The following is a 23,679-nucleotide window of genomic DNA, read 5'->3' as shown; positions in this document are numbered from 1 at the left end:
CGGTCACTCACGGCAGTCCTTCATTCCGAAGCGTCCATTGCACCGCAAACCCTGCATTGAGGAGAGCTCTATGTTCAAGATGGCGATTTTCCTGGGTGGATTTCTGACATTGACCATTCTGATCGGCGTGCTCGCAACGATTTCTCCGGTTTGAAACGCGTCGTGAACAGTTTTCACGACCCGATCCAGCAACAAACCCTAAGGGGTTGTTAGAACTTTTGAAGAAAACCGAACAGCTCAAGTGACCGGTATTAGACTCCCCTGAAGCTCCAATTTTATTTAGGGCTGAGCCCCGATCCATTGTGGCGAGGGAGCTTGCTCCCGCTGGACTGCGCAGCAGGCCCTGTTTTGAACTGAAGAGCGGGGGGCCGCTCGCACCCCAGCGGGAGCAAGCTCCCTCGCCACAGGTTCGGCGTCGTCCTTAACTTTTCGGGGAACGTCCGCCATGCGTCATTCACCATGGACTCACTGATCACCGCCGCCAGCCGTGCGCTTGCGGCGGGGGATCCGTTGGCGGCACTGAATTTCGTCGCCCTGCGCGAAGACCCGCCGGCGCTGGCGTTGCGCGGTATTGCCATGGCGCAGTTGGGCGATCTGCCGCGTGCCAAGGCGTTGTTGCAGCGGGCGGTGAAGGCGTTCGGTCGCAATGAGCCGCTGTCGCGGGCGCGTTGTCTTGTTGCCGAGGCCGAAGTGGCGCTGGCGGCGCGCGATCTGGGCTGGCCGATGGAGGCGCTGGAAGCGGCGCGTCGGTTGCTGGAGGATCACGGCGACCGGCTCAACGCGGCGCATGCGCGTTACTTGCAGATTCGTCGATTGTTGTTGATCGGTGAGCTGGATGACGCTGATCATTTGCTAGCTGAACAGGATCCTGCACCACTTCCGCCAGCCTTGCGTGCCGCCCATGAACTGGTGGCGGCGGGCATCGCCTTGCGCAGGGTTCAGGCGCACAGGGCGCAGGCGGCACTGGTTCGCGCGCAACACGCGGCGCGGGAGGCTGGCATTGAGGCGTTGAGCGTTGAAGTCGAGCACGCCGCGCAAATCCTTGAGGCGCCGGTTGCCAGATTGATCATCAGCGGAAAAGAGCAGCCGCTGAAACTCGCAGAAGTAGAAACCCTGTTCGCTTCAAAAGCGCTGGTCATCGATGCCTGCCGCTACAGCGTGCGCGGCGCCGGCATGACGGTTGGGCTGGCCAGCCGACCGATTTTATTCAGGCTCGCCAGACTGCTGGCCGAAGCCTGGCCGGGCGATGTCTCGCGAGAGGCGCTGATTGCCAAGGCTTTCCGTTTGCAACTCAGCGACGAATCGCACCGGGCGCGGCTACGCGTTGAAATCGGCCGCTTGCGCTCAGCGCTGCAACCGCTGGCGAACATCCGCGCCACGCCTCGCGGGTTTACGTTGGTGGCGGAAGAGGTGGCGCTGCTGACGTTACCGGTCGAGGACAAACATGCGGCGCTGCTGGCCTTGCTCGCGGATGGCGAAGCGTGGTCGAGCTCAGCACTGGCACTCGCATTGGGCAGCAGTCAACGCCAAGTGCAACGAGCGCTCGAGACACTGGCCTCGGAAAACAAAATCCAGTCCTTCGGTCTGGGCCGATCACGACGCTGGATGACGCCGCCGGTGCCGGGTTTCGCGACGATCTTGTTACTCCCGGTGTCGCTGGGCAATGGCTAGGCTGGTCTCAACCAACACGAGGAAGCCCCCATGAAACACGCAAACGCAGAAATTCTTCGCGAATACGGCCCGTTCGAAGGGATCGACGGCATCCACGGCGTGACCTTCGGCGGTCAGCAAGTCTGGTTCGCCAGCGACGGTCAGCTCAATGCGCTGGATCCGGCCAGCGGCGAAACCGTGCGCACGCTCAAGGTCGGCGCTGATGGCGGCACCGCGTTCGATGGCAAGCATTTGTTCCAGATCGCCGACCGCCATATCCATAAGATCGACCCGGCCACCGGGCGCATCCTCAACAGCATCGCCGCGCCCGGTGGTGGCAACGATTCCGGCATGGCCTGGGCCGAGGGTTCGTTATGGGTTGGTCAGTATCGCGACCGTAAAATCCATCAGATCAACCCGGAAACCGGCGAGATTTTGCGCACGCTGGAGTCGAACCGCTTTGTCACCGGCGTGACGTGGGTTGATGGTGCGCTGTGGCATGGCACCTGGGAAGGCGAGGAGAGCGAACTGCGGCGGATCGATCCGGGTAACGGTGAGGTACTGGAAAGCCTGACGATGCCCGACGGGACTGGCGTGTCGGGGCTGGAGGCGGATGGCAAGGATCGGTTCTATTGTGGTGGCGGGAATAGCGGGCGGGTGCGGGCGGTGCGTCGGCCCAAATAAATTGAGGGTGGCTGATCTGCCCTTTCGCGAGCAAGCCCGCTCCCACATTTTGGCCGGTGTACGCCGAACCATTGTGGGAGCGGGCTTGCTCGCGAAGAGGCCCGTCGAGTCAACGCAAAATCACGGTGCACCAAACAGCATCGTCCAGTAAACCCCTTCATCACTACGCGCCTCGCTGGCAAAACCCGCTCCCACCTGGGTAAACATCGGGTTCATCAAATTGGCGCAATGCCCCGGACTGGCCAGCCACCCGGCCATCGCCTTGCCCGGCGAACTCTGCCCGGCGGCAATGTTTTCACCAATTTGCCGGCCACGGTAACCCGCCGCTCTAGCGCGATCTGCCGGCAAATCACCGTCCGGATCACGATGCGCAAAATAATTGCCATAAGCCATGGCCTTACTGTGCCCTTGTGCGGCCGCGCCCAGCGCAGCGTTCCAGCTCAGCGGTCGGGCGGCAGCGAAGCGTTGACGCCCACACATCCGTGGCCGGGCGCGAGCGGCATTGACCTCGGCGAGCAGCGCTTTGCCGACGCTGCGGTTATCGCCGACACGGTTGTCGAGCACCGGCCGCGCCAGCACCACCTGCCATTCACTGCGCGAACGGCTGATGCCGATGTCGGCGTACTGACTGTCGAGCAATGCGCCGCAGTAGTTGCTTTGCAGCCGGTCGAAGGCTTCGTCGGCATCCTCTGCACCGACGATGCGGATGCTGCGTACCGTCACCGCTGCATATCCGGACGATTTCAGCGCCTCGCGCATGCCGCCGCCGTAGCCATAGCCGATGGGCAGCGCGAGATTTTCTTTCAACGCCAGCGGAGCCAGGCGCTGCGCGGGGCGTCGGTCGCAGCGTTGCGGGTGGGCGCGGTAGTCGTTGATGGCCGCGACCAGTTGGCGTTCGGCGCCGGCGTGGGCGGATTGAGCAAACAAAGGCGAAAGCAGCAGGCACAGCGAAACCAGACGAAGTGGGCGGGCGGTGTGGCGCATGGAGTGGACGGCTCAGGAGAGGAAAAAGCGGCGCGTGTAGGACTGGGCTTTTTGGACTTGGTTCAGGGTGGCAGGTGTGGTTTTTTTCTGGGGTATTGATGTGGTTTGGCCGGCCCCTTCGCGAGCAAGCCCGCTCCCACACTGGTTTGGTGTACACCGGACAAAATGTGGGAGCGGGCTTGCTCGCGAAGAGGCCAGACCCGCCAACACAAATATCAGCGATTCAACACATCCCCCATCCACCGCAAATACTCCCCCCGCTCGGAAATCGAGTTATGCCCCGAATCCGGCACCACCTTAAGCACCGCCACCCCCTTGTGGAAATTCCCTAACAACCGCTCGGTACTGTCCCGCGCAATCACCTCGTCATCACTCGCCGCCAGCAACAACGTCGGCACGCGAATATGCGCCGCGTATTTGCCTGATTCATAACGATCCTTGAGCAACCACTTCACCGGCACCCACGGATATTGCTTCACGGCGACTTCTTCGAGGCTGTTGTACGGCGTCACCAGAATCAAATTCTGCACCGGCCGTTGACTGGCCAGACGCACCGCGACGCCCGAACCCAGACTGCGCCCGATCACCGCCACCTGCGGATGGCTGGCGTACACCTGATCAAACAGCGCCAGCGCATCCTCGGCAATTGCCTCCTCGGAAGGCTTGCCGCCGCTGCCGCCAAACCCTCGATAGTGCAGAAAGTACAGCGCGTAATCCGGGAACGCCGCGGCGAACTCCGGCAGATTGTGCGAGACATCCTCGGCATTGCCGCCGAAATAGATCAGCGCCCGTTGCCCGACACGCTCGCGGGTGGTCACCCAGACGTCGGCATCCGGCATCGATAATTTCAGCCGTGACTCCGCCGACTCCACCGTGCCGGCCTGCGGAAAATAGATCAGCGAGCGCTGAAAAACGAACAGCGCCGCGCACAGCACCAGGTACACAGCGACGATCAATGCGACGAGTAACATCAGGGTTCGGGACATTCGGCTACTTTTAACGGGGTAAGGAAGTCGGCAGTCGCAGTGTAGTCCAGCGATTTCGCCAGACGGTCTGCGCACACAACATGCAACAGATTCACGCAGCAGGGGAACCAGCATGAGCCACACTGAGGGTTACTCCCGTCGCCGATTGCTCACGCTGGCTGCCGGGGTTTCGGCAGTCTTCACTTTTGATCGGGCGTTGGCCACTGCCGCGCCACCCGCGACTATCCGAGGCCAAACCATGCAGACCCGCGCCATCCCCTCCAGCTCCGAGTCATTGCCCCTGGTCGGTCTGGGCACGTATCGCGGTTTCGATGTGGCGCCGGGCGACCCGGCTTATCGGCAGCTGCCGGCGGTGCTCGATGAGCTGTTCACCAAGGGTGGCACGGTGATCGACAGCTCACCCATGTATGGTCGCGCCGAGCAGACCACCGGCGAATTGCTGTCGATCCATGAACCCCGCTCGCCGGCGTTTCTGGCGACCAAGGTGTGGATACGCGGGCGCGAGGAGGGCATCGCGCAGATGGAGCAGTCGTTCAGCCTGCTGCGCACCGAACGCATCGACCTGATGCAGATCCACAACCTGCTCGACTGGCAAACCCACCTGCCGACCCTGCGCGAATGGAAAGAACAGGGGCGCATCCGCTACATCGGCATCACTCATTACACGTCCTCGGCTTACGATGAAGTCGAAGCGGTGCTGAAGAATGAGCAACTGGATTTTCTGCAAATCAACTACGCCCTCGATGATCGAGGTGTGGAGAAACGCATCCTGCCACTGTGCCGCGAGCGCGGTGTGGCGGTGATCTGCAATCGGCCGTTTGGTGGCGGTGCTTTGCTGGGCCGGCTCAAGGGCAAACCTTTGCCGGCGTGGGTGTCGGACGTCCAGGTCAACAGCTGGCCGCAACTGGCGCTGAAGTTTCTGCTGGCGCATCCGGCGGTGACCTGTGTGATTCCGGGGACGAGCAATCCGCGTTATATGGCCGACAACGTCAGGGCCGGATTCGGGCCGATGCTCACCGATGCGCAGCGGCATCAGTTGATTGCGTTGGTAGGTTAGTCCTTGGAGATATCCAGTTTGCGACGAATCTTGCAGGAGCCGAGCTTGCTCGCGAAAGCGGTGTATCAGTCAGCGAAAATATCGACTGATATGGCCTCTTCGCGAGCAAGCTCTGCTCCTACGGAAAACAGGTTGGCGGTTGGGGTCAGGGGCGATAGCGCAACGCCTCCAGCAACAACGCAAACGCCGGTGCCGCCTGACGCCGGCTCGGGTAGTAGAGGTGATACCCGGCGAAGGTCGGGCACCAATCCTCAAGCACTTGCTGCAAGCGACCATCGGCCAGATACGGGGCGACGATGTTCTCCGGGATGTAGCTCAAACCGAAACCATCCAGCGCCGCATCAAGTAACGGGTAGACGCCGTTCAACGTGATCTGCCCGGATACCCGCACTTTCAGGCTTTCGCCATCCTTCTCGAACTCCCAGCTATAGAGCCCGCCGTTGGTGGGCAGGCGCAGGTTGTTGCAGGCGTGGTCGGTCAGGTCGCGTGGGGTTTGCGGGGCGGGGCAGCGGGCGAAATACGCGGGCGAGCCGACCACCGCCATGCGCATGTCCGGGCCGATGCGCGTGGCGATCATGCCTTGCGCAACGTCTTCGCCCAACCGAATGCCGGCGTCGAAGCCCTGGCCGGCGATGTCGACGAAACCATAATCACAGCTGACTTCGACAGCGATGTCGGGATATTTCGGCAGGAACTCCTTGAGTACCGGGCGCAGCAGCCAGTCCAGCGAATGGTCAGTGGCGTTGATGCGGATTTTGCCCGCCGGGGTTTCGCGCAAGTTGCTCAGGGACGCCAGTTCCACTTCGATCTCTTCGAAACGCGGGCCGATGGTTTGCAGCAGGTGCTCGCCAGCCTCGGTGGGAGAGACGCTGCGCGTGGTGCGCGTCAACAGGCGCAGGCCAAGGCGCGCTTCGAGGGCGCGAATGGTGTGGCTCAGCGCCGATTGCGAGACGCCGAGTTTGGCGGCAGCTTTGGTGAAGCTGCGTTCGCGGGCCACGGCGAGAAAGGCGAGCAGGTCGGTGGCGTTTTCCCGAAGCATTGATGAGTGTCTCGCATAAGTTTTTTCGAATTCTAGTCGATTATCTGAAGAGTGCGGGTCGGTAAAGTGATGGCATTGATTCTCTGGAGTAACTTGCCATGAACCCGATTGCTGCTTCCGCTCTGACCCTTTCCCTGTTGGCAGGTGAAGTGCAGGCCAATGAAAATCCTCGCGTGAGCGTTACGCCGAACGGCTCGCAACCTTCGGCCCGTGGCCCGGCGGATTGGTTCACCGGCACTGTGCGTGTTGATGCACCGTTCAAGGGGTCAGATGAAGCGCGGGTCAGCGGCGCTACGGTGACGTTCGAGCCGGGCGCGCGCACGGCGTGGCACACCCATCCACTAGGGCAGACATTGATCGTCACCGCCGGGGCGGGTTTCGTGCAGGAATGGGGGCAACCGGTACGCGAGATTCGCCCGGGGGATACCGTATGGATTGCGCCGGGTGCCAAACATTGGCACGGGGCGGCGCCAACCACGGCGATGACGCATATCGCAATTGCTGAAGTGCTTGATGGCAAGGTGGTGGAGTGGATGGAGCAGGTGAGCGCTGAGCAATACCCGCGATCCGAGTAGAGTCTTTCCCCTCACCCCAGCCCTCTCCCGGGGGGAGAGGGGGCCGACCGAGGTGTCTCGCGAGTTGCATCGACCTGAAAAACCCCATCGATTATGGATTTAAAGCAGTACGTTCAAGTCGATGCATTTCGCCAATATCCCCCAATCAGTCCCCTCTCCCTTTGGGAGAGGGCTAGGGTGAGGGGCTCTTTCAGGCGTTTAAATCATCTCCGGCAACGACGACAGAATTTTATCCAGCGTAATCGGATACTCCCGCACCCGCGCGCCCGTGGCGTTATAGATCGCATTCGCCACCGCCGCGCTCACTCCGCAAATCCCCAACTCACCGACACCTTTCGCCTTCATCGGCGAAGAAATCGGATCGGTTTCATCAAGAAAAATCACCTCCTGATGCGGAATGTCGGCATGCACCGGCACTTCATATCCCGCCAGATCATGGTTAACAAAAAAACCAAGCTTCCTGTCGATTGACAGTTCTTCCATCAACGCCGCACCGACGCCCATGGTCATCGCGCCGATCACCTGACTGCGCGCCGCTTTCGGGTTAAGAATCCGTCCCGCCGCACACACCGCGAGCATGCGCCGCACGCGGATTTCGCCAGTCGCCGCGTCCACAGCCACCTCAACGAAATGCGCACCAAACGTCGACTGCTGATATTGCTTGGCAAGGTCGGCAAATTCGATGCTGTCCTCGGCCACCAACACGCCGTTTTGCGCAGCATTACGCAGCGGCACTCGCTTGTCGCCGACGCGCACTTCACCGTCGACAAACTCAGCCTGATCCGCCGCCAACCCGAGCTTGCCCGCCACGGCCTCGCGCAGTTTCATGCACGCGGCATACACCCCGGCGGTCGAGCAGTTGGCGCCGAATTGGCCGCCAGAACCCGACGAAACCGGGAAGCTCGAATCGCCCAGGTGCACCGTCACGTCCTTCAAACCCACGCCCATCATCTCGGCGGCTGTCTGCGCGATGATCGTGTAGCTGCCGGTGCCGATGTCGGTCATGTCGGTTTCCACGGTGACTTTGCCGTCGCGTTCCAGCTTCACCCGCGCGCCCGATTTGACCAGCAGGTTGTTACGGATCGCTGCCGCCACGCCCATGCCGATCAGCCAGCGACCTTCGCGGCGGGTGCCCGGCTGAGCATTGCGCTGGCTCCAGCCGAACTTGTCGGCGCCGGTTTGCAGACATTCGATCAAGCGGCGCTGGGAAAACGGCCGCTCGGTTTTCACCGGATCGACCTGAGTGTCGTTGAGGATGCGGAACTGGATTGGATCAAGTTTCAATTGCTCGGCCATTTCGTCCATGGCGATTTCCAACACCATCAGCCCGGGCGTTTCGCCGGGCGCGCGCATGGAATTGCCTTCGGGTAGATCAAGCGGCGCGAGGCGCATCGTGACCAGCCGATTTTCAGCGGCGTAGAGCAATTGACTCGGCTGCGCCGCGACCTCGACTTTGCCATCCTCCAGGTTGCCCGACCAGCCTTCGTGGGCGATTGCCGTGAGTTTGCCGTCCGCCGTCGCACCCATGCGAATGCGCTGAATAGTGGCGGGGCGGTGGGTGGTGTTGTTGGCCATTTGCGGGCGGGCGAGGGCGACTTTTACCGGTCTGCCAGCCATCCGTGCGCCGAGTGCAGCGAGGATGGAGTCGGCGCGGATGAACAGTTTGCCGCCGAATCCGCCGCCAATGTACGGCGAAATCAGGCGGACTTTTTCCTTCGGCAAACCGAGGGTGGTGGCGATATCGTCGACGCTCCAGGCGATCATCTGATTGGACGTCCACAGCGTCAGCTCATCGCCTTTCCACGCGGCCAATGTGGCGTGCGGCTCCATCATCGCGTGTGACTGATCCGGCGTCGTGTAGGTCTGATCGAACTGCACCGGCGCGGCTTCGAACGCCTTGGCGAAATCACCGTGGCTGACGTCTGGCAACTCTTCTTTCGGCTCGACGCCTTTGTCGCGCACGCTGGCCAGATCGAACTCGCCAGTGGCCGCCACGTAATCAACCTTGACCATTTGCGCGGCGGCGCGCGCCTGTTCGAAAGTCTCCGCAACGACCAAGGCGACAGCCTGGTGATAGTGTTGAATTTCCGGCCCGGCGAGCAGGTGCGCGGCGTTGTATTTGCCCTTGCCGAGCTTGCCCGCGTTGGCGGCAGTGACGATTGCCAGCACGCCCGGCGCGGCTTTCGCGTCTTCAAGGTCGATGTTGTTGATCCGGCCCTTGGCAATGGCTGAGCCGACCATGAAGCCGTAAGCCTGATTGGCCACTGCCTCGTGTTGCTCGTAGGCGTACGGCGCCTGACCGCTGGTTTTCAGCGGGCCTTCGATGCGGTCGGTGGGTTTGCCGATGACCTTTAACTGGTCGATCGGGTTGGTGGTGGCGGGCGTGTCGAATTTCATGCTTGTTCCCTCGCTTGCGCCAACACCGAACCGAGCGTGCGCTCGACCAGGGTCAGTTTGAATTGGTTATCGTGGGTCGGCGTCGCGCCATCGAGCAGGCGTGCGCTGATAGCTTTTGCGCCGTCGGGCAGCAGCGCTTCGGCGGCTTCGACGCGCCACGGTTTCGGCGCGATCCCGCCGACGGCGATACGGCCGCTGCCATCCTTTTGCAGAATCAGGCCGACCGAAACCAGCGCAAATGCGTACGACGAGCGATCACGCACCTTGTGATAAATGTGCGTGCCGCCGACGGGGGCAGGCAGGGTCACGGCGGTGATGAATTCGCCGGGCGTGAGGCTGGTTTCAATGTTCGGCGTGTTGCCGGGCAACTGATGAAAATCGGCCATGGCGATGCTGCGGGTGCTGCCGTCGGGTTTCACCGTTTCGATCTGTGCATCGAGGGCGCGCATGGCGATGGCCATATCGCTCGGGTGCGTGGCGATGCAAGCGTCGCTGACACCGATGATCCCCAGTTGCCGACTGACCCCGCCAATCGCTGCGCAACCACTGCCGGGCTGGCGTTTGTTGCATGCCTGATTGGTGTCGTAGAAGTACGGGCAGCGTGTGCGTTGCAGCAAGTTGCCGGCGGTGGTTGCCATGTTGCGCAACTGGCCGGACGCGCCGGCGAGCAAGGCGCGGGAGAGTAATCCGTAATCCTTGCGCACGCGTTGGTCGGCGGCCAGATCGGTATTACGCACCAGCGCGCCGATGCGCAAACCACCCTCGGGCGTGGCTTCGATCTGATCCAGCCCCAAGTGATTGACGTCGATCAGGTGCAGCGGGGTTTCGATGTCGAGCTTCATCAAGTCCAGCAGATTGGTGCCGCCGGCAATGAACTTGGCGCCTTCAATCTGCGCCGCTTGCGCAGCGGCAGCGGGGGAGTCGGCGCGGCTGTAATTGAACGGTCTCATGCCGGCACCTCCGCGACTTCAGTCATGGCTTCGATGATGTTTGAGTAAGCACCGCAGCGGCAGATGTTGCCGCTCATGCGCTCCTGAAATTCACTGGCGATCAGTTGCGGGGAATCCGTCAGGCTGGGGCTGACATGGCTGGGAATGCCATCGCGGATTTCTTTGATAACTGACACTGCCGAGCAGATTTGCCCGGGCGTGCAATAGCCGCACTGATAACCGTCGTGCTTGATGAACGCGGCTTGCATCGGGTGCAACTGGTCGGGCATGCCAAGGCCTTCGATGGTGGTGATTTCACTGCCTTCGTGCATCACCGCCAGGGTCAGGCACGAGTTGATTCGCCGACCATCGGCAATCACCGTGCAGGCGCCACACTGGCCGTGGTCGCAGCCTTTTTTGCTGCCGGTCAGGTGCAGGTGTTCGCGCAGGGCGTCGAGCAGGGTGGTGCGGTTGTCGACCTCCAGCGCCTGGGGTTTGCCGTTGACTTGAATTGTCACTTTGCTCATGGCGGGTTGCTCCAGGTTGGCCGCATAGGCCTTGAGGCTAATAAACGGGGGCATCGCGAAGGCTGTCGCGGTCACGGCGCCGAGGATTAAAAATCTGCGTCGGGAAATCGTCATGGTTCGATTCCTTGTCTCTCTCAATCAGGGCAGCGGGGTTGCGAATGGCCCAAACGGGCAGCCAGCGTGATCGCCGGTCTCGTTAAGGAGTGACCGCGGGGGGGAGGGAAAGGTTTTGTTGGATTTGCGCTGATGATCAATTCGGATTTTGCGGGGCTGTAGGGGCCTCTTCGCGAGCAAGCCCGCTCCCACAGGGGGAATGCATTTTAAATGTGGGAGCGGGCTTGCTCGCGGAGAGGCCGGCACGACAAACGGTCGATAGTGGCCACTGAATCAACACGGTTTTGTCCGGTCGTATCTGCGGCTGCGCGCACCGTGTCCTGAAGGCAAGGGCAGCGTGGCCGATTCCGTCGTCAAGACCTTGGTTTTAGGGAAGTGTTGAATGAAGCGCGCTACAACGATATTGCTGACCGTGACCGCCGCCGTTTTGCTCGGTGGTTGTGTGGCGGATTTTGATGATGACCATCGCCATGGCCAGCACTACGACCGCGATCATGGCCGTGATTACGACCACGACCGGCGCTGGGACGATCGCGATGATCGCCGCGACGGCCGTCGCTACTACCGTGATCGCGATGATGATTGATTGAATGAAAAGGGCGTCCCATGGGACGCCCTTGTTGTTAAAAGTGAGCGCTCGCCTGGACGCGGGATCGCGTAGGCACGGAGGCCTCGATGTCCAGCAAATGGGTGGCGAGAATGTCGCTCAGAAAGCGGAACTGATCATTGATGCCGACCACTTCATTGCTGAAATGATTGATCGCGGCGGGCATCAGCAGATCTTCGAAAGCTTCGTTGAACACCAGCGCCTGCGTCTTGTGCGACACGTAGTTCTGGTCGTAGTAGTTGCTGCCGAACACCGGGAAACTCACGGAGAGTGTGATGGTGTGAATCATGATGTGAACTCCTCGTTGCGTCTCGGATGTGGCAATCGTGCCTTTGATGGGCGGTGGGCGGAAGGCAATCGTGGCGATGGTGGATATCGATGGCAGTGATGGTTGCGGTTTTTTGTTGCTGCTGATGGTTTCTTCGCGAGCAGGCTCGCTCCCACAGGGGATTGCATTCCAAATGTGGGAGCGAGCTTGCTCGCGAAGGCGTCCGGTCAGGCGATTGATAGGTAGCTGATACACCGCCTTCGCGAGCAAGCCCGCTCCCACAATGGATCAGTGGTGTTTTCAGGTGAGCGGGCCAACGGCCCATCCCCGCACCTATACTCAAATCTGCCTCTTCCTGTTCAAAGGACTCCACCACCGTGAACTTGCGTGCGCTGCTCGTCGCCGCACTGTTTTTGCTGGCCGGCTGCGCCACGTCGGCCCGTGCCCCGGTGTCAGCGCCTAAAGCCGTGTTCGTCTCGCCTGCAACCTGGCAGCAGATCGACCGCGAGATCTTCAGCGCCTCCCAGCAGGCCACCGAGCAGGTCAAGCTGTTTGCCCGCGGTTCGATGGAACATTGGCGCATTCGCGTCTATGAGCAAACTGAAGAAATTTTCATCCCGTGGTTCAGCAGCTACTGGACGCAGGAATGGCTATCGATGAAGGTCAGTTGGTACACCGTCAGTGCCGGTGGCGAACAGGACGCTTCCGCCAAACGCCTGGCGACGTATCTGCTTGAGCAGTATCAGAAAAAAGTGCTGGCGCCGGTGGCGGTGGAGGTCGACCCGGACGCGATTCTCGGTCAGGCCACGGCGTTCTATGCGCAGTTGATGGCCCAGCAGATGCCGCTCATCGCCCAGCGTCATGGCGTGCCGGTTGCTCAGCTCAATGGGCGGTTGCAGAAGATTCCGGCGATCGCGCTCGGCCCTCCGCCAGCGCGCGATGCTTCGTTGTATCAAGTCATCAGCAGCGAACCGCTGAACACGCTGCCGGCGTATGCCGCGCTCATCGACAAGATCCATACCGACGGCGGCGCCAAGGGGATTGCTTCGACTGACGCCGGCATGGCGCCGGTGGCCAAACGCGCGAGCCAGCGCATGGAAGCGGAGATGGCCCCGCGCGGAGCTGCCAGCGCCGTGGCAGCCGCCGCCGGTAAATTGGCCGGTGGGCTGATTTCGGTGGGTGTCGCGGGGATCCGCGCGATCATTCAGGCCAACGACCGCCCCGACAGCGAAGCGTTGATCCGCAACAGTCTCGGCAGCACCTTTGATAAGGCCTGGCTGAAACTGGTGCAGAACCCGACGACCGGCGTTATGGCCGGCACGCTGCACATGGCCGGTCAGGTCGAACGCAATCTGGGTGCGCGGGAGGAACCGTCGGTCGGCTTGGGCGTGAACCGTGTCGAATGGCAGCCGCCGGATTCGACTACTCAGCAGATCGAACCCAACGTACAAGGAGAATGATCATGGCTTACATTGATATTTTCGTGGCGCCTGTGCCGACTGCCAATCGTGAACAGTACAAACAACACTGCGTGATCGCGGCAAAACTGTTCAAGGAATACGGTGCGCTCAGCGTGGCTGAATGCTGGGGCGATGACGTGCCGGACGGCAAGCTCACGTCGTTCCCGATGGCGGTGAAACTCAAAGAAGGCGAAACCGTGGTGTCTGGCTGGCTGATCTGGCCGGACAAAGCCACCCGCGACGCGGGCATGGCAAAAATGATGGAAGACCCGCGCATGCAACCCGATGTCAACCCGATGCCGTTTGATGGGCAGCGCATGATCTACGGCGGCTTCCAATACCTCCTTGAACCTTGACCCCACACCATCCCCTGTAGGCGCTGCGGCACGCTGCGATATTTTGATTTTGATTTTAAAAACAAGATCAAAAGATCGCAGCGTGCCGCAGCTCCTACAGGGATATCGTCACTCGGGTGAGGGGGTGATTCGGCAGCTTTTGCGCTGGCGAATTTCATCATCGCTTGGCCGTTCGCGGACAAATTCGAAGCGCGGTTCACCCTCGCTGTAATGCACCAGCCAGCCCCATTCCAGTTCCTTTTCATCCTGCCCGGGATTCGGCGGTCGGGCCCACCATGGCTCTTTGCTGAGGATCTCGCGCATGGCGGCCTCCGGTTGATGGCAATCCTTGAACTATAGCTGCCTGTCGCGAGTCGTCAGTTCAGGCTGTGTAGAATCCGGCGAATTACGATGAACAGGGGAGCAGGGCCATGACCGATGAAGCGAAGCGACTGTTTTTCGCCCTCGACTGCCCGCCGGTGCAGCGCAAGGCGATTGCTCAGTGGCGCGGCGAGTTGGGTTTGCGCACTGGCAAACCGGTGCCGGCGGAGAATTTTCATCTGACGTTGTTGTTTCTCGGAGCGGTGCCGTTGGTGCAGATCAATCAAGTTTGCGAAGCCGCCAGCAAAGTGCGCACGCCCGGGGAGGCGTTGAGGATTTCGCTGGATCGCTTGCAGGTCTGGCATCGCCCCGGCGTATTGTCGCTGGCACCTGAGCAGGCACCGCAGGCGTTGTTGCGCTTGGTCTATGCGTTGGAACAGGCGATGTTGCCTTTCGGTTTTGAAGAGACACCCCGCGAGTTTCGCCCGCACCTGACGTTGGCCCGTGATTACCGTGCGCCGGAGCCGGAATCCGCTATGCCACCGGAGTTCTTTTTGCGAGCTGAACGCTTTGCCTTGTTTGAATCGCACAAGGGCCGTTATCGCATGCTGCAAGACTGGCCGCTGATTTGAGAGGACAAAAAAAGGCGCCCGAAGGCGCCTGAGAATTCACCTGAGCCGAGGGAGCCAGGTGAGGCCGTTCATAGAGAGGTTGCAGCGGTGGTAAGGCGCTGCGCGAACGGGAAATTTTTACACTGATCGTTCCTACGCTCTGCGTGGGAATGCCTCTTGTGACGCTCCGCGTCACGCTTTGGGACGCAGAGCGTCCCGGGCTGCGTTCCCACGCGGAGCGTGGGAACGACCATCGCGCGTATCAGTTATTTACCGAGCTTCACCCGGGTCCAGCCGCGCGTCATGATGCGCTGCGTGGCAATCGGTTGATCCGGCACGGCGTACAACGTCGCCATCACCGCGTCTGTCGGGTACGAGCCCGGGTCGTTGCGGATCGCTTCGTCCACCAGTGGCGTGGCCGCCGCGTTGGCGTTGCTGTAGCCGATGCTGTTGGTGACTTCGGCGATGATGTCCGGGCGCATCAGGAAATTCATGAATAGGTAGGCGTTGTCGACGTTGCTGGCATCGCGCGGGATGGCGACCATGTCGTAGAAGCTGCCGGCGCCTTCCTTCGGAATGCTGTAATCGATCACCACGTTGTTGCCCGATTCCACCGCGCGGGCCTTGGCCTGCAGCACGTCACCGGAGTAACCGACCGCCACGCAAATGTTGCCGTTGGCCAGATCGGAGATGTATTTCGAAGAATGGAAATACGCCACATACGGACGGATTTTCATGAACAACGCTTCGGCTTCGGCGATGTGCGCGGTGTCCTTGTCGTTCACCGGGTAGCCCAGGTAGTGCAGGGCGGCCGGGAGCATTTCGGTCGGCGAATCGAGGAAGCTGATGCCGCACGCCTTGAGCTTCTCGGCGTTCTCAGGCTTGAACAGCAAGTCCCAGGAGTTGGTCGGGGCGTTGGCGCCGAGCACTTCCTTGACCTTGGCCGGGTTGAAACCGATGCCGATCGAGCCCCACATGTACGGGAACGCATGAGCGTTGTCCGGATCACTGGCGGCGGCGTTCTTCAGCAGCACCGGGTTGAGATTCTTCCAGTTCGGCAGCTTCGATTTGTCCAGCGTCTGATAGACGCCAGCCTTGATCTGTTTGGCCAGGAAACTGTTGGACGGCACGACGATGTCGTAACCGGATTTGCCCGCCAGCAAGCGTGCCTCAAGGGTCTCGTTGCTGTCGAAGACGTCATAGGTCACACGGATGCCGGTCTCGTCTTCGAATTTCTTGACGGTGTCCGGCGCGATGTAATCGGACCAGTTGTAAACACGCAGCACCTTGTCGTTGGCCTGGGCGCCCATGACGATTGCGCCCATTAAGGACAGTGTCAGCAGAGTCCTGCCAAACATTTTCATCGGTACAACTCCATTCTTTTTATTCACATTACGTAAAGCCCCCTCATCCGACTGACCGAGGGGCTGACTACATTTTTGTAGGAGCTGCGGCACGCTGCGATCTTTTGATTTTGTTTTTCAAGATCAACAGATCGCAGCGTTCCGCAGCTCCTACAGAAGCTATCGGCTGTACATGGAACTATGTGGCGAGGGGATTTATCCCCGCTCGGCTGCGAAGCAGTCGCAAAACCTGAATACAGAGTTTTCAGGTAGAACTGCTGGGGCCGCTTCGCAGCCCAACGGGGATAAATCCCCTCGCCACAGTTGTTCATCGGTGTTGCTTAGGCAGTCGCCGCTGCCGGCTGCTGCCACGACTCATTCGCGGTCTGATCCATTGCTTCCTGAATCGCACGCTTGCGGTTGGCTTCTGCCTTGCGGCCGAAGTACCAGACGAGGAAGGTCACCAACGACACCGCCAGCAGAATCAGGCTCGCCACTGCGTTGATTTCAGGTTTCACGCCCAGACGCACGGCCGAGAACACTTCCATCGGCAAGGTCGTCGAACCCGGCCCGGACACGAAGCTCGCCAACACCAGGTCATCCAGCGACAAGGCGAACGACATCATCCCGCCCGCCGCCAGCGACGGCGCGATCATCGGAATGGTGATCAGGAAAAACACCTTGAACGGCTTCGCACCGAGGTCCATCGCCGCTTCTTCGATCGACAGATCCAGCTCGCGAAGGCGGGCGGAGACTACCACTGCCACATAAGCGGCACAAAACGTGGTGTGGGCGATCCAGATGGTGACGATGCCACGCTCCTGCGGCCAGCCGATCAACTGCGCCATGGCCACAAACAGCAGCAACAGCGACAGACCGGTAATCACCTCAGGCATCACCAACGGCGCGGTGACCAGGCCACCGAATAGAGTACGGCCCTTGAAGCGAGTTACACGGGTCAGCACGAATGCCGCCAATGTGCCCAATGCCACCGCAGCAATCGCGGTGTAGCAGGCGATTTCCAGCGAGCGCACCACCGAGCCCATCAGTTGCGTGTTGTCGAGCAGGCCGACGTACCACTTGATCGACCAGCCACCCCACACCGTCACCAGTTTCGAGGCGTTGAACGAGTAGATCACCAGAATCAGCATCGGCAGATAAATGAACATCAGGCCGAAGATCAACATGAACTTGGAAAAACCGAAGCGTTTCATCCTCGTGCCTCCATCTCTTTGGCCTGGCTGCGGTTGAACAGCAGAATCGGCACAATCAGGATCAACAGCATCACCACCGCCAGGGCAGATGCCACCGGCCAGTCGCGGTTATTGAAGAACTCTTGCCACAGCACGCGACCGATCATCAGCGTCTCCGGGCCACCCAGCAGTTCTGGAATCACGAACTCACCGACCACCGGAATGAACACCAGCATGCAACCGGCAATAATCCCGTTCTTGGCCAGCGGCACGGTGATTTTCCAGAAGTTGTTGAAGTTGCTCGAACCCAGATCCGACGCGGCTTCCAGCAGGCTGCCGTCGTGCTTGACGAGGTTGGCGTACAGCGGCAACACCATGAACGGCAGGTAGGCGTAAACCACGCCTATATAGACGGCGGTGTTGGTGTTGAGGATCTCGATCGGGTGATCGGTAAGCCCCGTCCACATCAGAAACGCGTTGAGCAGACCGTTGTTGCTGAGGATGCCCATCCACGCATAAACGCGGATCAGGATCGCGGTCCAGGTTGGCATCATGATCAACAGCAGCAGGACGTTTTGCGTTTCCTTGCCGGTCTTGGTGATCGCGTAGGCCATCGGGAAACCGATCAGCAGGCACATCATTGTGCTCAGCGCGGCGACTTTCAGCGAACCGAGGTAGGCCGACAGGTACAGCTCGTCTTCGCCGAGCATGGTGTAGTTGCCGATGTTCAGCAGCAGCTGGAATTTCTGTTCGGCGTAGGTGTAGATCTCCGAATACGGCGGGATCGACAGCGCGGCTTCCGAGAAGCTGATCTTCATCACCAGAAAGAACGGCAGCATGAAGAACAGGAACAGCCAGATGAACGGAATACCGATCACCAGTTTTCGTCCGCTGGGCACCAGGCGCAGGAATTGCTGATTGAAGGTTCTCATGAGCGCAGTACCACGCCGCTGTCGTCTTCCCACCAGACGTAGACTTTGTCGTCCCAGGTCGGACGCGCGCCACGGCGTTCGGCGTTGGCCATGAACGACTGGACGATTTTGCCGCCGGGCAGTTCGACGTAGAACACCGAGTGACCGCCGAGGTAGGCGATGTCATGCACTTTGCCTTCGGACCAGTTGTAGCGGAACTCCGGTTTAGTGGTGCTGACCAGCATTTTTTCCGGGCGGATCGCGTAGGTGATCGATTTGTCCTGCACCGAGGTGCTGACGCCGTGACCGACGTAAATTTTCTGCTGCAAGTCCGGGCTGTGGATGATCGCGTGACCTTCAAGGTCTTCCACCACGGTGCCGTCGAAGGCGTTCACGTTGCCGATGAATTCGCAGACCATGCGGCTGACCGGTGCCTCATAGATGTCGATCGGGCTGCCGATCTGCGCGATCCAGCCCAGGTGCATGATGGCGATGCGCTCAGCCATGGTCATGGCTTCTTCCTGGTCGTGAGTCACCATCACGCAGGTCACGCCGACGCGCTCGATGATTTGCACCAGCTCCAGTTGCATCTGCGAACGCAGCTTTTTATCCAGCGCACCCATCGGTTCGTCGAGCAGCAACAGCTTCGGACGTTTGGCCAGCGAGCGGGCGAGGGCGACGCGTTGACGCTGACCGCCGGACAACTGATGCGGTTTGCGTTTGGCGTATTGGGTCATGTGCACGAGGCGCAGCATTTCATCGACGCGGGCATCGATTTCGCTGGCCGGCAAACGATCCTGCTTCAGGCCGAAGGCGATGTTCTGCGCGACGGTCATGTGTGGGAACAGCGCATAGGACTGGAACATCATGTTGATCGGCCGCTCGTACGGCGGCATGTCGGTGATGTCCACGCCGTCGAGCAGAATCCGCCCTTCAGTCGGCCGCTCGAAACCGGCAAGCATGCGCAGCAGGGTCGATTTGCCCGAACCGGAGCCGCCGAGCAGGGCGAAGATTTCGCCCTGATGGATCTCCAGGGACACATCGTCCACTGCCGTGGTTTCGTCGAACTTCTTGGTGACACGATCGACTTTCACCAGAACCTTTTTCGGTTGCTGATGACCTTCAAGTGCCTTCCGGTAAGTGCTGGAGGCGTTTGCCATGTGAAACTCCCAACAGGTTTCGTTCGCTCAGCCAACGTGGCCGGGCTTAAGTGGATTGCAAGCCAGGAACAACCATCCCCCTCACACATATCCCTGTAGGAGCTGCCGAAGGCTGCGATCTTTTGATCTTGTTTTTTACAATCAACATCAAAAGATCGCAGCCTTCGGCAGCTCCTACAGGGGCCACATTTTCAGTGGGTTGTCCTGGCTTGTTCGGCGCCGCCGTCCTGGCTGCCTGGGTCGTACTTGTTGTTATTACAGGTGTTGCTGTTCACGAATGACGGATGTGCGCAGGCACACCCGACATCCGAGGGGGCAGTAAATCGTTACGTATTCTTGGGTTGGATCAGCGCTGGTTGCGCTGCGCCGCCCGTTGCCGGCAAGCCGCGCCGAATGCCTGGAAAATCTTCAGGTAGTTCGGGTTGTCCAGCACCTGCCATTCCGGGTGCCATTGCACGCCGAGGGCAAAGGTCGGGCTGTCGGCGACCGAGATCGCTTCGATCAAACCGTCCGGCGCCACGGCTTCGGCACGCAGGCCGGGCGCGAGGCGGTCGATGCCCTGGCTGTGAATCGAATTGACCTGAAATTTACTCGGCAACTCGAGCGCTTCGAACACGCCACCGCCCAATACCGTCACGGCATGCGCCGGCGCGTACTGCACGGCGAGTTCCGGGCTGTCGGCCTCGCGGTGATCAAGCATGCCCGGCAGCTCGTGCACCTTCTGATGCAGGCTGCCGCCGAACGCCACGTTCATTTCCTGGAAGCCACGGCAGATGCCGAGCACCGGAACGCCCGCCGCGATGGCTGCACGTAATAAAGGAAGGGTCGTGGCATCCCGCGCCGGATCGTGATCCGTGCCGGGTGCGCTGGCCGGGCCTTGATAGTGGAAAGGTTCCACGTTCGAGGGCGAGCCGGTCAGCAACAGACCGTCGAGTTGACCGAGCAGGTCATCGATTTCAGTCAGGTTGCCAAGAGAAGGAATGACCACTGGCAACCCGTTGGCGCCAACGCTGACAGCACGTAAGTACTTGTCACCGCTGATGTGATAGGGGTGCAGGCCAATCTGTTTGACGCACGCTGTAACGCCGATCAATGGCTTGAATGCCATTTTTATTCACCTCGAAGTTTGACACTTGAACGAGCTTTTCCGGAGCTTATCCGCGTTTATTTTAATTAACAACTGTCATGTAAAAAATACTAAACGCCGTTCATCAAATCTTCATGAATCTAGGGGCTTTGGCGCCTGTGTTGGCACGAGAGTGTTAATAAAAGCCCTAAAAATAAACCCTTGGAGGCCAGCTGTTCGCTATTGACTTCACTTTGCCTTTCGGATTGACTGGCTGCGCAACACGGTAGTGAACATAATAATTAACAGCTAAATAGGTGCATCATGTCGGTCCCTCTGCGTACCGTTCAACTCAACGAAGCAAACGCATTCCTTAAGAAATATCCTGAGGTTTTGTACGTCGACCTTCTGATTGCGGATATGAACGGTGTGGTGCGCGGCAAGCGCATCGAACGCACCAGTCTTCATAAGGTTTACGAGAAAGGCATCAACCTGCCGGCCTCGCTTTTCGCCCTCGACATCAATGGCTCCACGGTGGAAAGCACCGGTCTGGGTCTGGACATCGGTGATGCTGACCGCATCTGCTACCCGATCCCCGGCACCCTGAGCATCGAACCTTGGCAAAAGCGCCCGACCGCACAACTGTTAATGACCATGCACGAACTGGAAGGCCAGCCGTTCTTCGCTGACCCGCGTGAAGTCTTGGCCAACGTCGTGCGCAAGTTCGACGAAATGGGCCTGACCATCTGCGCCGCGTTCGAACTCGAGTTTTATCTGATCGACCAGGACAACGTGAACGGCCGTCCGCAGTCGCCACGTTCGCCAGTCTCCGGCAAGCGTCCGGTGTCGACTCAGGTGTACCTGATCGACGATCTCGACGAATACGTCGACTGCCTGCAAGACATCCTCGAAGGCGCGAAAGAGCAGGGCATTCCTGCTGACGCCATCGTCAAGGAAAGCGCCCCGGCGCAGTTCGAAGTCAACCTGCATCACGTGTCCGACCCGATCAAGGCGTGCGACTACGCCGTCCTGCTCAAGCGTCTGGTGAAGAACATCGCCTACGACCACGAGATGGACACCACCTTCATGGCCAAGCCGTATCCCGGCCAGGCTGGCAACGGTCTGCACGTACACATTTCGATCCTGGACAAAGAAGGCAACAACATCTTCGCCAGCGAGGATCCCGAGCAGAACGCCGCGCTGCGTCACGCGATCGGCGGTGTGCTGGAGACCCTGCCTGCGCAAATGGCTTTCCTGTGCCCGAACGTCAACTCTTACCGCCGCTTTGGCGCGCAGTTCTACGTACCGAACTCGCCAAGCTGGGGCATCGACAACCGCACCGTGGCCGTGCGCGTACCGACCGGCTCGCCGGACTCCGTGCGCATCGAGCACCGTGTTGCCGGTGCCGACGCCAACCCGTACTTGCTGATGGCGTCTGTCTTGGCCGGTATTCACCACGGTCTGACCAACAAGATCGAGCCGGGCGCGCCGGTTGAAGGCAACAGCTACGAGCAGAACGAACAGAGCCTGCCGAACAACCTGCGCGACGCACTGCGCGAGCTGGACGACAGCGAAGTCATGGCCAAGTACATCGACCCGCTGTACATCGACGTGTTCGTCGCGTGCAAGGAAAGCGAACTGGCCGAGTTCGAAAACTCGATCTCTGACCTTGAGTACAACTGGTATCTGCATACGGTCTGAAAAACCCCCTCACCCTAACCCTCTCCCAAAGGGAGAGGGGACTGATTCGGGGATGCTCGGGCAATCCGCCGACCTGAACGATTTTTGCCGAATCCATATTCGACTCGGTCGTTCAGGTCGGTGCAGATCCCAAGACACTTCGGTCGGTCCCCTCTACCTCCGGGAGAGGGCTAGGGTGAGGGCAGCCATCCAAGCCAGACATCGCAGCCAGACAACACCCCCAATTCCCCCTTGTCGAGCCACAACAATGACAACTACCCGCAACGACTGGGAACAACGCTTCCAGTCTCTGACCATCGAGTCCCGCGCGTTCATCAACGGTGAATATCGCCCGGCGATCAGTGGCGACACCTTCGAATGCCTGAGCCCCGTCGACGGCCGTTTCCTCGCCTCCGTGGCCAGCACCGATGAAGCCGACGCCAACCTCGCCGTTGAAGTCGCGCGGCAGTCTTTTGAATCCGGCGTGTGGGCGCACAAAGCCCCGGCCGAGCGCAAACGCATCCTGATCCGCTTCGCCGATCTGATCCTGCAGAACCAGGAAGAACTGGCGCTGCTGGAAACCCTCGACATGGGTAAACCGATCAGCGATTCGATGAGCATCGACATCCCGGCGACCGCTAACGCGATCCGCTGGAGCGCCGAAGCCATCGACAAGATTTACGACGAAGTCGCCGCGACCCCACACGACCAACTCGGCCTGATCACCCGCGAGCCGTCGGGCGTCGTAGCGGCCATCGTGCCGTGGAACTTCCCGCTGATCATGGCCAGCTGGAAATTCGCCCCGGCACTGGCGGCGGGCAACTCGTTCATTCTGAAACCTTCGGAAAAATCGCCACTGACGGCGATCCGCATCGCGCAGCTGGCGCTGGATGCCGGCATTCCGAAAGGCGTGTTCAACGTGCTGCCAGGCTTCGGCCACACCGTCGGCAAAGCGTTGGCGTTGCACATGGACGTCGACGTGCTGGCCTTCACCGGCTCCACGGCGATTGCCAAGCAACTGATGATTTATGCCGGCCAAAGCAACATGAAACGCGTCTGGCTCGAAGCAGGGGGCAAGAGCCCGAACGTGGTGTTTGCCGACGCACCGGACTTGCGCGCGGCAGCACAAGCAGCGGCCGGCGCCATTGCGTTCAACCAGGGCGAAGTCTGCACCGCCGGTTCGCGCCTGCTGGTTGAGCGGTCGATCCGCGAGCAATTTATTCCGCTGTTGGTGGAAGCACTGCAAGCGTGGAAACCGGGTCACGCCCTCGATCCAGCCACCACCGTCGGTGCCGTGGTTGATCAGCGTCAACTCGACAACGTGCTGCGCTACATCAGCATCGGTCGCGAGCAGGGCGCCGAGCTGATTGCCGGCGGCCAGCGCACCCTCGAAGAAACCGGTGGCCTGTACGTGCAACCGGCGCTGTTCGACGGCGTGACCAACGCGATGACCATCGCTCAGGAAGAAATCTTCGGCCCAGTGCTGTCGCTGATCACCTTCGACACCGTTGAAGAAGCGCTGCAGATCGCCAACGACAGCATCTTCGGCCTCGCCGCCGGTGTCTGGACCAGCAACCTGAGCAAGGCACACACCTTTGCGCGTGGCTTGCGCGCCGGCAGCGTCTGGGTCAACCAGTACGACGGCGGCGACATGACCGCACCGTTCGGTGGCTTCAAACAGTCGGGCAACGGTCGCGATAAATCGCTGCACGCGTTCGACAAGTACACCGAGCTGAAAGCGACCTGGATCAAGCTCTAACTCTTTTACCGCGGCGGTCGCCG

Annotated in this window: 23 protein-coding genes; 10 read left to right on the top strand and 13 right to left on the bottom strand. The window is 60.3% G+C overall.

The window, feature by feature from the left end:
- Positions 1-459 precede the first annotated feature (459 nt).
- On the top strand, positions 460-1,671 hold the full coding sequence (locus tag GVL50_RS08300; protein WP_159812452.1) for a helix-turn-helix domain-containing protein: 1,212 nt from the start codon (positions 460-462) through the stop codon (positions 1,669-1,671).
- Positions 1,672-1,701: 30 nt separating this feature from the next.
- On the top strand, positions 1,702-2,334 hold the full coding sequence (locus tag GVL50_RS08295) for a DUF5074 domain-containing protein (protein WP_159812451.1): 633 nt from the start codon (positions 1,702-1,704) through the stop codon (positions 2,332-2,334).
- Positions 2,335-2,454: 120 nt separating this feature from the next.
- On the opposite strand, the gene GVL50_RS08290 is transcribed toward GVL50_RS08295, so the two are convergent.
- A complete protein-coding gene (locus tag GVL50_RS08290; RefSeq protein WP_159812450.1) occupies positions 2,455-3,318 on the bottom strand; it encodes a CAP domain-containing protein in 864 nt (287 codons plus the stop codon).
- Between the two features lie 215 nt (positions 3,319-3,533).
- Entirely contained in the window at positions 3,534-4,304 is a 771-nt protein-coding gene (locus GVL50_RS08285; protein ID WP_159812449.1) for an alpha/beta hydrolase, read from the bottom strand.
- A gap of 112 nt (positions 4,305-4,416) precedes the next feature.
- Here GVL50_RS08285 and GVL50_RS08280 point away from each other — a divergent pair, with 112 nt between their 5' ends.
- A complete protein-coding gene (locus GVL50_RS08280) occupies positions 4,417-5,361 on the top strand; it encodes an aldo/keto reductase (RefSeq protein ID WP_178124165.1) in 945 nt (314 codons plus the stop codon).
- A 145-nt stretch (positions 5,362-5,506) separates the two neighbouring features.
- On the opposite strand, the gene GVL50_RS08275 is transcribed toward GVL50_RS08280, so the two are convergent.
- Positions 5,507-6,400 (bottom strand): LysR family transcriptional regulator, encoded by an 894-nt coding sequence (locus GVL50_RS08275; RefSeq protein WP_159812448.1) that lies wholly within the window; start codon positions 6,398-6,400, stop codon positions 5,507-5,509.
- 98 nt (positions 6,401-6,498) lie between these two features.
- Between GVL50_RS08275 and GVL50_RS08270 the strand changes: the two genes are divergently transcribed.
- Positions 6,499-6,975 (top strand): cupin domain-containing protein, encoded by a 477-nt coding sequence (locus GVL50_RS08270; protein ID WP_159812447.1) that lies wholly within the window; start codon positions 6,499-6,501, stop codon positions 6,973-6,975.
- 198 nt (positions 6,976-7,173) lie between these two features.
- Here the strand turns inward: GVL50_RS08270 and paoC are convergent, their stop codons facing one another.
- Genes paoC through paoA form a run of 3 tightly spaced genes read right to left on the bottom strand, consistent with a single transcriptional unit; the run spans position 7,174 to position 10,942 of the window.
- The gene (gene paoC / locus GVL50_RS08265) at positions 7,174-9,372 is read right to left on the bottom strand and encodes an aldehyde oxidoreductase molybdenum-binding subunit PaoC (RefSeq protein ID WP_159812446.1); all 2,199 of its coding nucleotides are present in this window, start codon (positions 9,370-9,372) and stop codon (positions 7,174-7,176) included.
- Positions 9,369-10,322, bottom strand: a complete 954-nt coding sequence (locus GVL50_RS08260) for a xanthine dehydrogenase family protein subunit M (RefSeq protein WP_159812445.1) — start codon at positions 10,320-10,322, stop codon at positions 9,369-9,371. Before GVL50_RS08260 ends, paoC begins: the two co-directional genes overlap by 4 nt.
- Positions 10,319-10,942 carry an aldehyde dehydrogenase iron-sulfur subunit PaoA gene (paoA, locus tag GVL50_RS08255; RefSeq protein WP_159812444.1) on the bottom strand — a complete coding sequence of 208 codons (624 nt, stop codon included), beginning with the start codon at positions 10,940-10,942 and terminating at the stop codon, positions 10,319-10,321. Before paoA ends, GVL50_RS08260 begins: the two co-directional genes overlap by 4 nt.
- Before the next feature lie 382 nt (positions 10,943-11,324).
- Here paoA and GVL50_RS08250 point away from each other — a divergent pair, with 382 nt between their 5' ends.
- Positions 11,325-11,528: a hypothetical protein gene (locus GVL50_RS08250; RefSeq protein ID WP_159812443.1), complete on the top strand. Its 204-nt coding sequence runs from the start codon at positions 11,325-11,327 to the stop codon at positions 11,526-11,528.
- A 37-nt stretch (positions 11,529-11,565) separates the two neighbouring features.
- Here the strand turns inward: GVL50_RS08250 and GVL50_RS08245 are convergent, their stop codons facing one another.
- Complete coding sequence (locus GVL50_RS08245; RefSeq protein ID WP_159812442.1) at positions 11,566-11,838, bottom strand: hypothetical protein; 273 nt, start codon at positions 11,836-11,838, stop codon at positions 11,566-11,568.
- Positions 11,839-12,194: 356 nt separating this feature from the next.
- Here GVL50_RS08245 and GVL50_RS08240 point away from each other — a divergent pair, with 356 nt between their 5' ends.
- Both GVL50_RS08240 and GVL50_RS08235 read left to right on the top strand, forming a co-directional pair.
- Positions 12,195-13,277 (top strand): hypothetical protein, encoded by a 1,083-nt coding sequence (locus GVL50_RS08240; protein WP_159812441.1) that lies wholly within the window; start codon positions 12,195-12,197, stop codon positions 13,275-13,277.
- Positions 13,278-13,279: 2 nt separating this feature from the next.
- Complete coding sequence (locus tag GVL50_RS08235; RefSeq protein ID WP_053119325.1) at positions 13,280-13,633, top strand: DUF1428 domain-containing protein; 354 nt, start codon at positions 13,280-13,282, stop codon at positions 13,631-13,633.
- A gap of 108 nt (positions 13,634-13,741) precedes the next feature.
- On the opposite strand, the gene GVL50_RS08230 is transcribed toward GVL50_RS08235, so the two are convergent.
- The gene (locus GVL50_RS08230) at positions 13,742-13,936 is read right to left on the bottom strand and encodes a hypothetical protein (protein ID WP_159812440.1); all 195 of its coding nucleotides are present in this window, start codon (positions 13,934-13,936) and stop codon (positions 13,742-13,744) included.
- Positions 13,937-14,043: 107 nt separating this feature from the next.
- On the opposite strand from GVL50_RS08230, the gene thpR reads away from it, so the two are divergent.
- Positions 14,044-14,565 carry an RNA 2',3'-cyclic phosphodiesterase gene (gene thpR / locus GVL50_RS08225; RefSeq protein WP_159812439.1) on the top strand — a complete coding sequence of 174 codons (522 nt, stop codon included), beginning with the start codon at positions 14,044-14,046 and terminating at the stop codon, positions 14,563-14,565.
- Between the two features lie 245 nt (positions 14,566-14,810).
- Here the strand turns inward: thpR and GVL50_RS08220 are convergent, their stop codons facing one another.
- From GVL50_RS08220 to GVL50_RS08200, 5 genes are all read right to left on the bottom strand, one after another.
- Positions 14,811-15,908: a polyamine ABC transporter substrate-binding protein gene (locus tag GVL50_RS08220; RefSeq protein ID WP_159812438.1), complete on the bottom strand. Its 1,098-nt coding sequence runs from the start codon at positions 15,906-15,908 to the stop codon at positions 14,811-14,813.
- 320 nt (positions 15,909-16,228) lie between these two features.
- The gene (locus GVL50_RS08215) at positions 16,229-17,101 is read right to left on the bottom strand and encodes an ABC transporter permease subunit (protein WP_053121094.1); all 873 of its coding nucleotides are present in this window, start codon (positions 17,099-17,101) and stop codon (positions 16,229-16,231) included.
- Positions 17,098-17,979: an ABC transporter permease subunit gene (locus GVL50_RS08210; RefSeq protein WP_163005261.1), complete on the bottom strand. Its 882-nt coding sequence runs from the start codon at positions 17,977-17,979 to the stop codon at positions 17,098-17,100. The genes GVL50_RS08215 and GVL50_RS08210 overlap by 4 nt, the downstream gene beginning before the upstream one ends.
- Positions 17,980-18,008: 29 nt before the next feature.
- The gene (locus GVL50_RS08205) at positions 18,009-19,151 is read right to left on the bottom strand and encodes an ABC transporter ATP-binding protein (RefSeq protein ID WP_053121089.1); all 1,143 of its coding nucleotides are present in this window, start codon (positions 19,149-19,151) and stop codon (positions 18,009-18,011) included.
- A 346-nt stretch (positions 19,152-19,497) separates the two neighbouring features.
- The gene (locus GVL50_RS08200; protein ID WP_159812437.1) at positions 19,498-20,259 is read right to left on the bottom strand and encodes a gamma-glutamyl-gamma-aminobutyrate hydrolase family protein; all 762 of its coding nucleotides are present in this window, start codon (positions 20,257-20,259) and stop codon (positions 19,498-19,500) included.
- Positions 20,260-20,541: 282 nt separating this feature from the next.
- Between GVL50_RS08200 and GVL50_RS08195 the strand changes: the two genes are divergently transcribed.
- Positions 20,542-21,918, top strand: a complete 1,377-nt coding sequence (locus GVL50_RS08195) for a glutamine synthetase family protein (protein WP_159812436.1) — start codon at positions 20,542-20,544, stop codon at positions 21,916-21,918.
- A 247-nt stretch (positions 21,919-22,165) separates the two neighbouring features.
- Complete coding sequence (locus GVL50_RS08190; RefSeq protein ID WP_159812435.1) at positions 22,166-23,656, top strand: aldehyde dehydrogenase; 1,491 nt, start codon at positions 22,166-22,168, stop codon at positions 23,654-23,656.
- Positions 23,657-23,679 lie beyond the last annotated feature (23 nt).

This window comes from Pseudomonas sp. 18058 (assembly GCF_902706155.1).
Lineage (GTDB): Bacteria > Pseudomonadota > Gammaproteobacteria > Pseudomonadales > Pseudomonadaceae > Aquipseudomonas > Aquipseudomonas rustica.
Note: the sequence above shows the minus strand (reverse complement) of the source record. Positions and strands in the feature narration are given on the sequence as shown.